12 protein-coding genes and 1 pseudogene are annotated in these 14,366 nt (G+C 60.2%); 3 read left to right on the forward strand and 10 right to left on the reverse strand.

The annotated features are described in order from the left end of the window. Nucleotides 1–24 precede the first annotated feature (24 nt). Genes HQ843_RS27000 through HQ843_RS27015 form a run of 4 tightly spaced genes read right to left on the reverse strand, consistent with a single transcriptional unit; the run spans nt 25 to nt 5,152 of the window. Nucleotides 25–1,611: an ABC transporter ATP-binding protein gene (locus HQ843_RS27000; protein WP_180902768.1), complete on the reverse strand. Its 1,587-nt coding sequence runs from the start codon at nt 1,609–1,611 to the stop codon at nt 25–27. Nucleotides 1,612–1,669: 58 nt separating this feature from the next. Then, complete coding sequence (locus tag HQ843_RS27005; RefSeq protein ID WP_180902669.1) at nt 1,670–2,494, reverse strand: ABC transporter permease; 825 nt, start codon at nt 2,492–2,494, stop codon at nt 1,670–1,672. Further along, the gene (locus tag HQ843_RS27010) at nt 2,491–3,522 is read right to left on the reverse strand and encodes an ABC transporter permease (protein ID WP_180902767.1); all 1,032 of its coding nucleotides are present in this window, start codon (nt 3,520–3,522) and stop codon (nt 2,491–2,493) included. The genes HQ843_RS27005 and HQ843_RS27010 overlap by 4 nt, the downstream gene beginning before the upstream one ends. A 49-nt stretch (nt 3,523–3,571) precedes the next feature. Beyond that, the gene (locus HQ843_RS27015; protein ID WP_180902668.1) at nt 3,572–5,152 is read right to left on the reverse strand and encodes an ABC transporter substrate-binding protein; all 1,581 of its coding nucleotides are present in this window, start codon (nt 5,150–5,152) and stop codon (nt 3,572–3,574) included. A gap of 227 nt (nt 5,153–5,379) precedes the next feature. Between HQ843_RS27015 and HQ843_RS27020 the strand changes: the two genes are divergently transcribed. The 3 genes and pseudogenes from HQ843_RS27020 to HQ843_RS29665 form a co-directional block, all read left to right on the forward strand. Continuing rightward, the gene (locus HQ843_RS27020; RefSeq protein ID WP_180902667.1) at nt 5,380–6,177 is read left to right on the forward strand and encodes a helix-turn-helix domain-containing protein; all 798 of its coding nucleotides are present in this window, start codon (nt 5,380–5,382) and stop codon (nt 6,175–6,177) included. 719 nt (nt 6,178–6,896) lie between these two features. Then, nucleotides 6,897–7,190, forward strand: a complete 294-nt coding sequence (locus tag HQ843_RS29660) for a CBS domain-containing protein (RefSeq protein WP_246710487.1) — start codon at nt 6,897–6,899, stop codon at nt 7,188–7,190. Further along, a pseudogene (locus HQ843_RS29665) lies at nt 7,178–7,222 on the forward strand (hypothetical protein); the annotation flags it as partial. The gene HQ843_RS29660 and the pseudogene HQ843_RS29665, both read left to right, overlap by 13 nt. Before the next feature lie 284 nt (nt 7,223–7,506). Here HQ843_RS29665 and HQ843_RS27030 read toward each other — a convergent pair. From HQ843_RS27030 to HQ843_RS27055, 6 genes are all read right to left on the reverse strand, one after another. After that, nucleotides 7,507–8,745 (reverse strand): HlyD family secretion protein, encoded by a 1,239-nt coding sequence (locus HQ843_RS27030; protein ID WP_180902666.1) that lies wholly within the window; start codon nt 8,743–8,745, stop codon nt 7,507–7,509. Continuing rightward, entirely contained in the window at nt 8,738–9,154 is a 417-nt protein-coding gene (locus HQ843_RS27035) for a hypothetical protein (RefSeq protein WP_246710482.1), read from the reverse strand. Before HQ843_RS27035 ends, HQ843_RS27030 begins: the two co-directional genes overlap by 8 nt. Before the next feature lie 268 nt (nt 9,155–9,422). Continuing rightward, the gene (locus tag HQ843_RS27040; protein ID WP_180902664.1) at nt 9,423–10,214 is read right to left on the reverse strand and encodes a hypothetical protein; all 792 of its coding nucleotides are present in this window, start codon (nt 10,212–10,214) and stop codon (nt 9,423–9,425) included. A gap of 77 nt (nt 10,215–10,291) precedes the next feature. Continuing rightward, a complete protein-coding gene (locus HQ843_RS27045; protein WP_180902663.1) occupies nt 10,292–10,735 on the reverse strand; it encodes a DUF2721 domain-containing protein in 444 nt (147 codons plus the stop codon). 55 nt (nt 10,736–10,790) lie between these two features. Next, nucleotides 10,791–12,293 carry a DUF1254 domain-containing protein gene (locus HQ843_RS27050; RefSeq protein WP_180902766.1) on the reverse strand — a complete coding sequence of 501 codons (1,503 nt, stop codon included), beginning with the start codon at nt 12,291–12,293 and terminating at the stop codon, nt 10,791–10,793. Nucleotides 12,294–12,506: 213 nt separating this feature from the next. Next, nucleotides 12,507–14,135 carry a DUF1254 domain-containing protein gene (locus HQ843_RS27055; protein WP_180902662.1) on the reverse strand — a complete coding sequence of 543 codons (1,629 nt, stop codon included), beginning with the start codon at nt 14,133–14,135 and terminating at the stop codon, nt 12,507–12,509. Nucleotides 14,136–14,366: the final 231 nt, after the last annotated feature.

Here is a 14,366-nt window from a genome sequence, read left to right on the forward strand (position 1 = left end):
CCGTTGCGGCCCGGCCGGAATTCATCAATTGCCGGCGCTGGAAATCCTGCGGCTTTGCAGCACTTCCTCCAGCCAGCCGATCTTCATTTCGGGCACGGAATTGAGCAGCAGATCGGTATAGTCGTCGAAGGGCGGGCTCAGCGCTTCCGACTTGGGGCCGAAACGGACGAGCCTGCCCCGGTGCATCACCGCGACACTGTCGGCAATGGCGCGGACAATGGCGATGTCGTGGGTGATGAAGACATAGGAAAGCTGCTTTTCCTTCTGAAGCTGCAGCAGCAGTTTCAAAATACCGTCGGCAACCAGCGGATCGAGCGCCGAGGTCGGCTCGTCGCAGATGATCAGCTCCGGCTGCGCGGCAAGCGCGCGGGCAATGGCCACGCGCTGTTTCTGGCCGCCGGAAAGCTCGGCGGGATAGCGGTCGTAAAAGCCGCTGCCCATTTCGATCTGTTCGAGCAGCGCGTTGACGCGGCTGCGGCGCGCGGAACCGCTGAGGCCATCGTAAAACGTCACCGCCCTGCCAATGATCCCGCCCACGGTCTGACGCGGGTTCATCGCGGTATCGGCCATCTGGTAGATCAGCTGAAGCCGGCGCAACTCCTCGCGGCTGCGATTCTTCAGCGCCGGCGGCAGCTCCGCCCCGTCAAAGCGCACGCTGCCGGATGTCGGCGGCAGAAGCCCGGTGGCCACCCGTGCCAGCGTCGATTTCCCCGACCCGGATTCGCCGACAATGGCAAGCGTCTGCCCCCTGGGAACGTGCAGCGACACATCGAACAGCACCGGCATGGTGCCGTAGGAGGCCGAGATATTGGTCATCTCGAAGAAGCGGCCGGACTGGTCGGCCGCCTCCGCGTGCCGGATCGCACGGACATTCACCAGATCACGAGTGTATTCAGCGTCCGGATTTTCGATGATCTTTTCGACGCTGCCGTATTCCACGGTTTCGCCGTTGCGCAGCACCATGATGTCGTCGGCGACCTGCGCCACCACCGCCAGGTCATGGGTGATGTAGAGTGCCGCGGTTCCGGTTTTCACAATTGCGGTCTTGATCGCGGCCAGAACGTCGATCTGGGTGGTGACGTCCAGCGCCGTGGTCGGTTCATCGAAGACGATGAGTTCCGGCCGGCTGCACAGCGCCATCGCGGTCATCGCCCGCTGCAACTGCCCGCCGGAGACCTGATGGGGGTAGCGGTTTCCGAAGGTTTCCGGGTCCGGCAGGCCAAGAATGCCGAAAAGTTCGATGGCCCGCGCGCGCGCCTCAGAACGGCTCATCAGCCCATGGCGGATGGTCGCCTCAATCACCTGATCACCGAGCTTGTGGGCGGGGTTGAACGATGCGGCCGCCGATTGCGAGACGTAGCAGACCCTTGCGCCGCGGAGCGCGCGCGTTCCGGCCTTGCCGAGCTTCAGGATGTCGACGCCATCCAGCAGAACCTCGCCGCCGGTAATCGTGACGCCGCCGCGCCCGTAAGCCAGAGGCGAAAGCCCGATCGTGGATTTTCCGGCTCCCGATTCACCGATCAACCCGAGAACCTTGCCGCGTCCCAGCGTGAAGCTCACGCCCCTGACGATCTCGATGGGCCGGGGGCGCTCGCCCGGCGTATAGGCCATGGCGCCGATCTCAAGGTTGCGGACCTCAAGCAGGGGTGTTTCATCCTGTTTTCGAAGCTCAGCCACCGCGGCCTCCTTTCAGGCTGGACGTGCGTTTCAGCAGCCAGTCGACGATGAGATTGATCGAGATGGTGAGCGCGGCAATCGCAGCACCCGGCACAAGGGCTGCGGAAACGCCGAAGATGATGCCATCCTTGTTGTCCTTGACCATGCCGCCCCAGTCGGCGGTCGGCGGCTGGATGCCGAGCCCGAGGAAAGACAGGGTTGAGATGAACAGAACGGCGAAGGCAAGGCGCAAGCCGAATTCGGCAAGAAGCGGCGTCATCGCGTTCGGCAGGATTTCGCGAAACACGATCCACAGCGTCTTCTCGCCGCGCAATCTCGCCGCCTCGACAAAGTCCATCACCGCGATATCGAGCGCCAGCGCCCGGCCGAGGCGGAAGACGCGGGTCGAGTCGAGCACCGCCATGACGCCGATCAGCACCGCCAGATTCTGCGGCAGCGCCGCCAGCACGATCAGCGCGAAAATCAGCGTCGGGATCGACATCATCAGGTCGTTGAGGCGCGACAGGCCCATATCGACGACACCGCGCATGACCGCTGCGACGAAGCTCAGAACAACCCCCAGCGAAAATGCGAGAACGGTGGCGCAGAACGATACGAAAAGCGTCATGCGGGCGCCGTAGATCATGCGTGACAGCAGATCCCGGCCGAGATTGTCGAGACCGAGCGGAAAGGCCTGACTGGCCGGTTCCCAGGGGGTGCCGACAATCTGGTTTTCGCCGTAGGGCGCAAGAAAGGGGGCAAAGGCGGCCGCGATGACGGCAACGGCGATACCGGCCATGCCGATCCATGCCGTCAGCGAAACGGAACGGATATTCATCGTGGATGCCTCAGTCGCGGATTGACAAGAATGGACAGGATATCGGCGATCATGTTCAGAAGGATGTAGATGGCCGAGAACACCAGCCCACAGCCCTGCACCACAGGCAGATCGCGCACCGTCACCGCATCCACCATATACTGGCCCATGCCGGGATAGACGAAGACCACTTCGACCACGACAACGCCGACGATCAGATAGGCGAGGTTGAGCGCGACGACATTGATGATCGGCGCCAGCGCGTTGGGCGCGGCATGTTTCACGATCGCCCGCAATGCGCCGATGCCCTTGAGTTCGGCGGTTTCCATATAGGCGGACGCCATGACGTTGATGATCGCCGCGCGGGTCATGCGCATCATGTGCGCGATCACCACCAGAACAAGCGTCGCCACCGGCAGAATGATGGTCTGAAGCTTCTGCCAAAGGCTCATGCTGTCATAGACCGTGGCCGGAAACGCCGCGACGGGGTGCTGGACCACAAACACCATGATCAGCAGGTAGGCGACGAAGAATTCCGGCAGCGATACCGCGGCAAGCGAAATGAGGTTGATGAGCCGGTCCACCAGACGGTCGCGATAAAGCACGGCGATCAGGCCGAGGCCGACGGCAAGCGGAACGGCGATAGCCGCCGCCGCTCCGGCCAGCAGCAGCGAATTGCCCAGCCGGGCGGCAATCTGGGCGCTGACCGACTGGCCGCTGGCCCACGAATGTCCGAAATCGCCATGCAAAATATTGAAAAGCCAGTCGAAATAGCGGGTCACGAGGGGACGGTCGAGACCGAATTCAGCGCGCAGATTGGCAATAGCCTGCGGCGTTGCGGCCTGTCCGAGATAGGTCTCGGCGAAATCGCCGGGCAGGATTTCAATGCCGGCGAAAATCAGGATCGAACTGGCGAACAGCAGGCCGATGCCGAGTACGATCCGCTCGCCAATACGGCTTGCCATGGGAAAGCGCGCGCGCAAAACGACGAGCAGGCCGGGAAGCGGCGCCTTGCCGGGGGCGGACGGAACGGGTTGGGTTTCTGTCATTGTGTCCATGAAAGCCGCGGGTTTGCCCGCGGCTTCCTCGTTTTCAGGATCAGGAAACGAGCCAGGCGCGGCTGGCCACCTGCCCGTTGGAGAGGTCGTTGCCGACATCGTCGATCCAGCCCTTCAGCTTCACCGAGCGGGCATTGAGGTAGTTGTTGAACACCGGCAGGATGAGACCGCTATTGTCGCGCACCGTCATCGCCATCTGGCGGTAGAGCGCGCGGCGCTTGTCCTGATCGGTCTCGGCACGGGCTTCAAGCAGCATCTTGTCGAATGCGGGATCCTTGAAGCGGGTATCGTTCCACGGCGAGGTTGAAAGCTGTGTCGTGGTGTAGCGGATATCCTGCGTCGCCCGGCCGCCCCAGTAGGAGGCGCAGAACGGCTTCTTGTTCCAGATATTCGACCAGTATCCGTCGGAAGGCTCGCGCTGGAGCTGGATGTCGATGCCCGCTTCCTTGGCATTGGCCTGAAACAGGACGGACGCGTCGACCGCGCCGGTAAAGGCGGCATCGGAGGTGCGCAGCAGAACCGGACCTTCATGGCCGGATTTCCTGAAGTAGTGCGCCGCCTCTTCCGGATCGTAGGCGCGCTGGGGAATATCCGTCGGCGCCAGCGCATAGGCGTCGTTGACGGGATAGTCGTTGCCCAGCGTGCCATAGCCGCCGAGAATGGTGTTCAGCATCGCCTCGCGGTCGATGGCGAGCTTCAGCGCCATCCTGAGGTCGTTATTGTCGAAGGGCGCGGTGTCGCCATGCATCAGGAACGAATAGAAGCCCTTGCCCTTGGTGCTGAGGGTCTCGATATTCGGCGCCCGCGACAACAATGACATCGTCTTCGGGCTGAGCGTGTTGATGAAATGCACCTTGCCGGACGACAGCGCGGCAATGCGAGCCGTATTGTCGTTGATGACGAGGACCTCGACGCTGTCGACGAAACCGCGGTCCTCGTTCCAGTCATCTTCATTCTTCGAAAAGGTGATGCGAATGCCCGGCTCGAAGCTTTCCAGCTTGTAGGGACCCGTGCCGACGGCGCTGTTGGGATCGTCCATGCCGCCGTTCTTCTGGATCTGCAGATGATAGTCGGTCAGAAGCAGCGGAAGGTCGGCATTGCCGTTCTTGAGCGTGATGACCAGATCGCCGGCGCTCTCCTCGATGGTTTCGATCTCTTCGAGAAGACCGAGTGCGGCGGAGGTGGAGTCCTTGTCGGAGTGCCGGCGGAGCGTCTGGACCGCATCGTTGGCGGTGAAAGCGGAACCGTCGTGAAAGCGCACATCCTGGCGCAGCTTGAAGGTCCACGTCTTCGCGCCGTCGGAAGATGTCCAGCTTTCGGCAAGGCTCGGCAGCGCCTCGCCGGAAACCGGGTCCGTGGTGACCAGCCGGTCGCCCCAGGTGAAACCGACTAGAAACATGGTGCTGCCGGCATAGGTGCCGGGATCGAGAATGTCGGTCGTCTGCCCGCCGTCGAGACCGAGAACGAGGTGACCGCCACGCTGCGGTTCTTCCGCGGCAAGGCTCTCGCGCGGCATCAGAAGGCCGGAAGCGGTGGCAGCGAAGCCGGCGGCGGCGGCGGACGCAAGAAAGGCGCGGCGGTTGAGGCCGGTCTGCTGAATGGTGGTTTTTGTGTTTTTCATCTGGTTTCCCCTGACTGTCTTAACATTGCATATTTTCGCCCCGGCCGCTTCACGAAAACGGGGGCGCGGCTCTGCGCTGAAGGTGGCGTCGGAATGCCGGCAGGCGCCGTTGACGAACTCGTCAAAATTGATGTGCAAAGGCATAAGGGGCTTGCGCGAACCAGGCAACTTCGCTTATTGACGCAGAGTGACGCTAACTGACGCTATGAGGTTTGCCTCCGAACGCCATGACATCCCGGAACAATAGTCGTTTTGCGACCAATTGGCGGTTTGCCTGCGATACCCGCCCGTCGATTACGGCAATCTGTCGCGAAATCGGGATCAACCGGCAACAGTTCAACCGTTATCTCGCGGGTCAAACCTGGCCGTCGCCCTATAATACAGGAAAAATCGCGCGGTATTTCGGCCTGAAGCCGCAGGATTTCCTGGCGCCGGAAAAGCGCTTCCAGGAAATACTCGACGCGCCGGTCGAAACCGTCGGACCGGATTTCCTGTTGCGGGAAGCTTTCCCCGGCAACCTGCCGGAACTGCGTCAGTATGCGGGCTATTACGAACTTTACCACAAAAGCCTGTCATGGCCCGGGAAAATCGTCCAAAGCTGCGCCAGGATCGAAGAAAAGGGCGGCCAGATCACGGTGAAATCGATCGAACGGATCTATGACCGTAACCAGGAGATCCGGCAGTTTTCGAAATATGCCGGACTGGCCGCCTATTGGCGCAACCGGCTGTTTATCGTCGAGCGCGGCATGAGCGAGCATTCCTTCCTGTGTCAGACGACGCTGATGCCGTTTGCCGAGCACCAGCGCACCTATCTGCGCGGCGTGACGACCGGCGTTTCCTGGCGTCAGGAAAACCTGCCCTATTCGACCCGGACCATCTGGCGGGCGGTCGGGCCGAACCCCGACAAGCGCAGGCTGCTGGAAGGATGCGGTCTGATCACCGAAAAATCACCGAAACTGCCGCTTCCCGTCCGCCGTTATCTCAACAGCGAAGGCGAAAACCACACGCTTGTCGCCGCCCGGTAAAGGCCGGTTGTGATCCCCTCTTCGATCCCGGTTGCCTTGCTTGCCCGGAATCAAAGGTTCAATCATCGCCCACTGTCTGTCCGTCAAAACAAGCCTGAACGAGATCATCTCCTGTTTGTGATCTTGAATCGGAAAATCAACGCTTGCGGAATTTCCCCGATGCAGACGCCGCCTGGAGACCTTGGCTGAAAAGGGTCGGCGCGCCGGCCCCACAGGCGAAGCGCGCGTCGTGGATATGGCGGTGGCTGTCGCAGGTCTTCACTCCGTTTCTCCCGCCTTGGCCAGCACCGCTTTTGCCCGGTTGAGCACCGGCAGGTCGATGAACTCGCCGTCAAGCATGAAGGCGCCGGTGCTCTTGGCGGCGGCATCCCGCGCCGCGACGACGATGCGGCGCGCGCGTTCAGCAGCCCGACGGCATCCTCGATGATCGGGAGGATGTCCACGGCGCCATTGTCGCCTTCTCCCAATCTGGACGGCAGCGCATCAATCTTACCGGACGACGCTATCCCTTCCGCCAGTTCAATGAACACAGCAGACCTCTCACCGGGGATCGCAATCCATCTGAACGGTTGGGACTGTCAGAAGCCGAACTGGCACAGATTCCTGATCGGTACCGCCAGTCGTTCAACCTCCGCGTCGAAGATCTGGCGCGCTTGATAGGCGCCGCCGAACTTCAGGCCTCTACCCACGCCATAGCACCGCTGAAATCAGCGGACGTTATGTCGATAGACCTGATCACAGTCGGGCCCGAGACGAGGTTGAGGCAGATCGCAGACCTGTTCAGACGTCACAAACTCACGTCCCTTCCCGTCGTCGGCACGAATGACGAATTTCTTGGCGTGATATTCCAAATCCACCTGATCAACCGCGCCAGGCAAGCCGACCTGCTGTCGCAAAGCAGCCTCCTGATGGTCTTCCGCCGAATAGTCGGCCGAGGCCGGCCCGCGATATCATGTCCACCACCGGACCACGGGCTTCACCGGATACCCCGATTGCAGCGCTGCTTCCGATGATGGCGGACGGGGAAGTCGATGCTGTTCCCGTGCTTGATGTTGACCGCATCACCGGGATAGTCACCCGAACGGACCTGATTGCGGCGATGGCGAGAAGCGCCCTCGGTAATCTCACGGTTCCCGCCCCGGCAAACCGTTCCGTCTCGCATTGCAGGTCAGTCCGCTCCGATCATAAGCAGCAGCGATTACTTCCGATCAGGGTGGAGACCTGCGCCCCGATCGGTCGATCTGCCTCAATGGAGAGGCGCCGGCACAAGGTGGACCCGCCGCCTTGCGACCGCCATCTTATGACGACAACGCACCCAACAGCGCCTGTTCAGTGGCCTCCCGAGAAAACCAGCTGGTTGACGGGCAGCATCACGACTTCCAGGCGCAGCAATGCCGCATGCAGAATGCCGACTGTGTCTATCATATGCAAAAGCAGGCTCTGTCCGAAGCCGATATCCGGGTCGTTGTATTTCTCGTAATTGCTGGTGTAGACATTGGCGATGCAGGCGCTGCCCGGCGGGATCGACGCGGCCTGTCCTTCATAAAGCGGATGCAGCCGCACAATCACCGTGCCGGGATTGCTCCCTCGATCATTGACATCCACCAATGAATCCGACGGCCTGAACTGGCCAGCCGCAATGACGTCCTGCACGGCATCGACAACGACTGGAATGATCTTGAACGGCTGCGTGGCGCACGCCAGTTCGCCGATCATGCCGGGGTGAATGACTTGCGCCGTCAATTGGCCGAACCCGGCCACAAATACCCCCTCCTGCTGATCCTTGGGCACGAGGATTCCCGCAGGCCTCACAAACGGGTTGACGACATCGCCGGGACGGAGCTGAAACTGCTGGATATTGCCGGCAATACCCGCCCTGACGCTGCGCTGGTCGAGGGCGACCTCCGCCTCTTCCAGCGCGGCCTCCGCGCCTGCCCTCTGGGTCGGCAGCAGGGTTTCGATGCGTGCTTCAATTGCGCGCTGATTTGCAAGAGCGACGTCCAGCGCGCTTTGCTTCTCGGAAACGCTGTTGTCCAATGCATCAATGACCCTTTGGGCCACGGCATCGGCGTTTCTTTGCTGCAGGCCCAGATTACGATCGAGTTCGATCCGGGCGTGATCAAGCGTACTGCGCGCCTGCTCAACCGTGGCTCTGGCTGCCTGAAGCTCCTGCTCGGCGACGGCCTGCTGGGCTTCCACCTCGGAAACCTTCTCGCGCGCGGCATTGGCGGCTGCCTGCTGCTGCCGGTCGTCCAGGGCAAAAATCACGTCTCCGGCCTGCACCGTATCGCCGGTTTTCACATAGACTTCGGTCACCCGGCCGGGCGTGTCCGGCAGGATCGACACCGTGCGGAAGTAGGAGGATACGGTCGTCGACGTCGGATGATAGAAGAAAACCGTTGTGATCAGCAGGATCGTCAGGACCGTGCAGCCAGTAATGCCCCAGCGCAATTCATACCAGACGGTGAAGAGATTGATCTCGCGGCCGATCCGCTTGCCCTGCTTGTAACGGCGGTACAGAAAATCAGGCAGAATTGTAAAAAGGGAACAGAACAGCAGCTCAAGCATGACCGTCGCCCTCCTTCTTCGGCGGTCCGGGAGGCGTTTCCTCTGTGGGGGCCGCTTCCTCTGTGAGGGCCGCTTCCTCGGTGGGCGTGGCTTCAGGCTGAACGGTCGCCGGGCTTTGCGGGACCTCCGCCTCGCTCAGATCCCTGCTCTGGGCAATTCTGTGCAGCGAATGGGCGATCGAATTGACAGGCGTGATAAAGTCCGGAATGCGCACCGCCACGATCAGAAGCGCGGCGATCCAGAATATGTTGTTGTGGGTAAACAGCGACAGAAGCGCGAGCACACCGACCAACTGCAATTGAAAGGCGTTGCTGCTGTGCGCCATCCGCTCGGGCAAGGCGTGCAGATAGAGATAGAACACGCCGATCAGAAGAACGCCGACAAGCGCCAGAATGATGATCCCGACCATGAGAACATCTGTTTGACCCGGGCCTGTAATATAGAATGGCAGGTGCCCAGCCTGCGCGAGTGCTTCCGATTCCATCCCCTACCTCGTTTTGTCCCTTGATCTCCACGGACCATGCCTTGCCAAGGCGATCACGCGATCCCCCGGATGCGCGGCCACAATCACCCTAATCGAACTGCTTCGGCCAAACCAGCCACGAAATGCGCTTTGTCAGTAAAGCGAATGGTTTCACCGGCACGGCTGCGTGCCCAAACAAAGGTCCGGACGACGCTCAAAACCGCAGCGACAGCCCGACAATCGGTCCCTGCTCCACGACGTCGAAGACGAATCCATTGCTGTTGTAGTCGACGCCGAGAGCGCGGTATCCGGCAACCGCGGAGACCGTGTCGTTAAACCGATAGCCGATCGTGGCAGCGACATCCCAGTCGAGATCGGCGCCGCCGGCGCCGATGAAGCCCCATCCGGTCAAGTAGACTTTCGACGTCAGGAAATAACTGCCGCGAACGCCGGCCATGGCGTCCACCCATGTGGCGCTGTCGCTTCTCGACCGGCCGTCAAAGACGCCCCCGGTGATGGAAAGCTTGCTCTCAACGGACCAGACCCGCACACCGCCGACGACTTCAAGCCGGTATTTCTCATCCTCCATGAAGGTATAGCCGGCGCCGAGCAGGCCTGCGAAAGTGCTGGTTTCCAGCTGAACGGAGGCGGCGGTGTTTCCAACCGGCGAACCGGTCTGACCGGACAGCTTGATGTAGATGGCGTCGCCAATAACGCTGTATGGCCCATACCGCGCTTCCCCGATCGCCATCAGGCCTACATCGAGATGATCGAAGATATTGTCGAAACTGGCGTCGACGGTCACTTTCGGAAGCCCGAACTGGGCGATGTCTCCCGAGATTCCGGCGCCCCAGAAATAAGGGGCGAAGGTAAAAGTCCACCCCTCCGGCCCGGAGGTCTCCTGAACCGTCGGCGTCATCGGCAGATAGATGTCCGCTGCCCGGGTCTGCCCAGATGCAAGACAGACGCCGATCGCGGCCAGAGACGAAACCAGGCGGATTTTCATGTTGTCTCCAATAATGTTGTCGGCATCCGGAGTTCACCCGCCATCATCGGCGGCTTTGTCCTGCCGGATTTACCCGATCATTCATCCCATCTGTCCGTTCGATCCATTCTCAACTGCCGCAACATCGTTCGGGCGCAAACAACCAGCTCAAACAGAAATGCGACGAGCGATGCTATGAGCGACACGATCGCGCCGCCGAAGAGCCAGAACAGGTTTTCCTGGCGCAACCCGATCGCAAGAGCGCCGGCAAGCAAGTTCAATATCGCACCGCCCGTGCAGATCGCGGCAACCGCGCCTAGGATCATGGCGACAACAAGCGCCAATGCCCTTCGCCTCAGGTCCGGGTCCTGCTCACGGAGCGCCCGCCCGCCGTCAGCAATCTCGTTCAACCGGTCCGATACTCTTCCCAGACGAACGGCATAGATACTGACGAAGCCGGCGGTTCCCGCCAGCAGGAAGACGGGCGCCAGGGACGTTTGTACGATAGCGACAAGATCGCTGACGATGGGTTGTTCGTTCACTAGGGTCTTCCGTGTTCACGACAGTCTGAGGTAGCCCCCGACCGCGCGCCCTGATCTATTGCACCAACTCAATTTCGCCCGGCCGCCAGGTCTTGTCGATCCAGGGCTCCAACGGGCCATACATCCGCAGGAGTGGGAACCAGCTTTTGCCGGAAACAGTCTGAAGCCAGTTGCCCTCCATTCCTTCCGGCGCAGTGGGAGCAAAATAGATGTCGTAGGACCCATCCGTGTTTTTCCTAATTCCGTCAGTCAGACTGCCGACGGTTGGGAATTTCTGGCTCGTCTGAAGTTGTGACCGGCTTTGGGTGTCGTATATGGTGACCGCCCAGAAATCGTTAACCGGTACGTTTGGCGGCAGATGCAGCTTGTAGGTCTTTGCGCCGTCAAACGGCTTCTTCTCTGCATCGAGGCTCGCCATGGCATAGTCCGAGCCAGCACCTGCTGTCGTGACCGCCATGGAAGGCGTCACACCGCCGGCATTGAAGTAGAAGAGTATCCTCGCACTCAGATTCATGGCACCAACGGCCTCGAACGAGGTGTTCTTGTCCGCAAACGCCATTATCCAGGAGCTGTCGGTATCGGGGTAGATCTGGACCCCGGCGATGCGCGGATAGGCGGTGATAACGCGCGCGGTTGCGTTGCCGAGCGTGCCGGCTTCTACCAGCAGCTTTTTCATCCGGTCGTCGGGCTCGAATTTCTGCCCCTTGACGATACCGATCGAAGCGATCTCTCCGCGAACTTCAGGGCCGATCGCATTGGTCGGTTCACGTTGAATGATCGCGTCGAGGATTTCAAAATACTTCAGATCGTTCGGGAACACAGTGTTGAAAGGCTTTCCCGACACGTTGACAAATTCGGTCGGCGCGGGTTTGCCGGCGTCTTTCAGCGGGTAGATCTTGAGACCGCCGGTAATGTTTTCGACCGCCGGCTCCAGGCCATCCTTGATCGAGCCGCGCAGAAACAGAAAGTTCCTGTTGGTCGAGGGCTTCAGCAGGAAATATCCGTCAGGCACATCACCCTCGTAGCCCGGCGGCAGCACGAGGTACTTGCCGCCCTTGCCCTTGTCCGGGCCGGTGACGCCGATATTACCGACAAATCTCTGCCAGGAATCATCTAGAAAGCCGAGCATTCCCGGCGGCACTTCGATAACCGTCGGGCCGTCGTTCGCCAGGTCGGTGCCCGAATAAGCGTAGAGCGTCGATGTATTCGCTGTCACAACAAGGGTCGCCGAATCCATCAACTGCTCGAATACGGCGATTTTGTTCGATGCGTTCGCGCCCTGCGAAGCAAGCCCGTCGAGAACGCTATTGATCGACACGGCACCCAGATTGTCGAGATAGACGTCGGTGGCACGCGTTCTGTCGAGATTGTCGTAAACGGTTTGGACCGTGTTGCCGAGCGGCATGCCATCGAAGAACGTCAACGTGCCGATCGAAGTGTCGACCTTGTCAGGGATTGAGATCGCGTCGAGCTCCGCTTGCGTGACTTCCGCTGCCGCCAACCGCGACGACCCCGCAGTAACAAGGGCTGAAGCGAGCAGAACGCCTCCGAATTTCATTGCGAATGACCTGTTTTCAGTGATGCGATTGCTCGCGGGCCTCATATTCCGGCCTCCTTTATTGTTCGTCTGAACTTGCCTGCATCTGCCGGTCATCGGCATGATCGACAACGCCGCGCGGCACCCCTGCGGGCACCGCTCTATCTCTTTGTATTGCCGCGTTTTGGCGGACGTCAGGTGATTCCACCTGACGTCGAAATGCTCTAACCGGATCTATTGCACCAGTTCGATCTCGCTCGGCCGCCAACTCTTGTCGAAGAACGAGGGCAGCGGGCTGTACAGGCGCAGGATGGTGAACCAACCCTTTTTCGGGTCTGTCTGGACCCAATTGCCGCGCGCCACGCCGACAGGCTGCTCCGGGCTGAAGTAGACGGTCGTCACACCATCCGCGTTTGCCGCGGCCGCCGGCGAGGGATAGGACTGCGAGCCGGCGCGAGGATATTTCTGGGGCGTCTGGAGCATCGATCGGGTCTGATTGTCATAGAGCGTCAAGGACCAGAAAGCCTCGGCCGGAATGTCCTTGGGCAAGGTGACTTTGTAGGTCAGCGCACCGTCGAACACGTCGCCCTTGGCATCGAGAAAAGCCATCAGATACTGCGATCCGACGCCGGGAATGTTCATGATCATACCAGGGCTGTCGAGCGTATAGCCGTAGTAGAATGCCGTGCGTGAATCGAGGGTGCGGGCACCGGTCGGCGGCAGTGGCTTGAATTCACCGTTCTCAAATGCGGGCGGCGGGGTTTCGAAGAAAGCGCCACCTTCCCAGAGCATGCTGCCCCACTGCGAGCCTTCGTAATAGGCCCAGTCCGGGTGAGCGGCATAGGGGCGCCAGTTCAGCACCCGGCCGGCCGCCTGACCGACGGCTGCTGCGTCGGAAAGGATCTTTTTCATTCGTTCATCAGGCGCGAATTCCTTGCCCTTGACGATGCCGATGGCGGCGAGTTGGCCGGAAAGTTCCACATCGTAGCTGGTGGCGGGCTCGGCCTGGACATTCTCGTTGATCCACTCGTAGAAACCAATATCGCTGGGCGGGATGGTGTTCATCGGTACGCCACTGATCTCGATGAATTTGGTATCGGGGATCTTCGCGTTTTCGCCGAGGCGTACCGCGCCAGTCAGCGCCTGGGCGATACTGGTGCCGTAACCGCCCGCCGCATAGGGATAGATCTTCAGGTTAGCCTTGATGTTTTCGACCGCCGGTTTTGGATCGTCGTTCACGAGGTATGCGCGGGAGGCATAGAGCGCCCGGTTGGTCTTTGAATGGGCGACGAAATACCCGCCCTCCGGCAGCGGTCCGTCGTAATCGGGCCCAACGATCAGGTACTTGCCGCCCTGTCCGCGATCCGGGCCCGGACCGCCGACGTCAATGATCCACGAGAACCACATGTCGTTGATCGTGCCGACGCCATCGGACGGCTGCTCGATCACCATCGGTCCCTTCGAAAGGTCGATGACCGAGAGGTAATAGACGGTGTCGGCGTTGCCGGTCAGGAACAGACTCGCCGAGTCCAGCAGTTCCGACGTTATGACGACATCATTGTAGCCGGCGCCAACACTCTGGAAGCCCTTGTGGAACCCGAGGGCGGAAGCCCCACGAAAGCTGTTGTTGTAGACGTTGAGGGCATTGTTGAAGTCGAGCGCATCGAACACCTTCTGCGCGGTCTCGACCGCCGGAGCACCGTCCTTGAACGCAAGTGTCCCGATGCTCGTCTCTACGATGTCGGGTGTGCCGAGAGACTTCACCGTATCTTCGGAGACTTGCCCGTGAGCCGCTCCTGTAGCGAAATATAAACCTGCGATTATCACCGCGGGGGTGATGTGTATATATCGATTCCGCTGCATTTAAAGCGCTCCTCCAGTGAAAAACCCGATTATTTCAATATCGAATTCAACAATTATTTTTTTAAATTGGAACTAAATTCGACCAGTTGAAAATTTAATCGTAATTGCAGATTTGTAAATCAGGCAGCGATTGATAATCATCTTCCGTTTGCGGTCGACAATCACCTCATCTATATTCGAATTTGAGCGATTGGCCCTACATGGCTTTTTCGTTTCTCCAGACAAATCGCA

Source organism: Martelella sp. NC20 (assembly GCF_013459645.1).
Classification (GTDB): Bacteria; Pseudomonadota; Alphaproteobacteria; order Rhizobiales; family Rhizobiaceae; genus Martelella.

What these genes read in the sequence shown, in the direction of transcription:
- HQ843_RS27000 (WP_180902768.1), bottom strand. Translation starts at nt 1,611, where the DNA reads ATGGCCTATACGCCGGGCGAGCGCCCCCGGCCCATCGAGATCGTCAGG.
- HQ843_RS27005 (WP_180902669.1), bottom strand. Translation starts at nt 2,494, where the DNA reads ATGAATATCCGTTCCGTTTCGCTGACGGCATGGATCGGCATGGCCGGT.
- HQ843_RS27010 (WP_180902767.1), bottom strand. Translation starts at nt 3,522, where the DNA reads ATGACAGAAACCCAACCCGTTCCGTCCGCCCCCGGCAAGGCGCCGCTT.
- HQ843_RS27015 (WP_180902668.1), bottom strand. Translation starts at nt 5,152, where the DNA reads ATGAAAAACACAAAAACCACCATTCAGCAGACCGGCCTCAACCGCCGC.
- HQ843_RS27020 (WP_180902667.1), top strand. Translation starts at nt 5,380, where the DNA reads ATGACATCCCGGAACAATAGTCGTTTTGCGACCAATTGGCGGTTTGCC.
- HQ843_RS29660 (WP_246710487.1), top strand. Translation starts at nt 6,897, where the DNA reads ATGTCGATAGACCTGATCACAGTCGGGCCCGAGACGAGGTTGAGGCAG.
- HQ843_RS27030 (WP_180902666.1), bottom strand. Translation starts at nt 8,745, where the DNA reads ATGCTTGAGCTGCTGTTCTGTTCCCTTTTTACAATTCTGCCTGATTTT.
- HQ843_RS27035 (WP_246710482.1), bottom strand. Translation starts at nt 9,154, where the DNA reads ATGGTCGGGATCATCATTCTGGCGCTTGTCGGCGTTCTTCTGATCGGC.
- HQ843_RS27040 (WP_180902664.1), bottom strand. Translation starts at nt 10,214, where the DNA reads ATGAAAATCCGCCTGGTTTCGTCTCTGGCCGCGATCGGCGTCTGTCTT.
- HQ843_RS27050 (WP_180902766.1), bottom strand. Translation starts at nt 12,293, where the DNA reads ATGAAATTCGGAGGCGTTCTGCTCGCTTCAGCCCTTGTTACTGCGGGG.
- HQ843_RS27055 (WP_180902662.1), bottom strand. Translation starts at nt 14,135, where the DNA reads ATGCAGCGGAATCGATATATACACATCACCCCCGCGGTGATAATCGCA.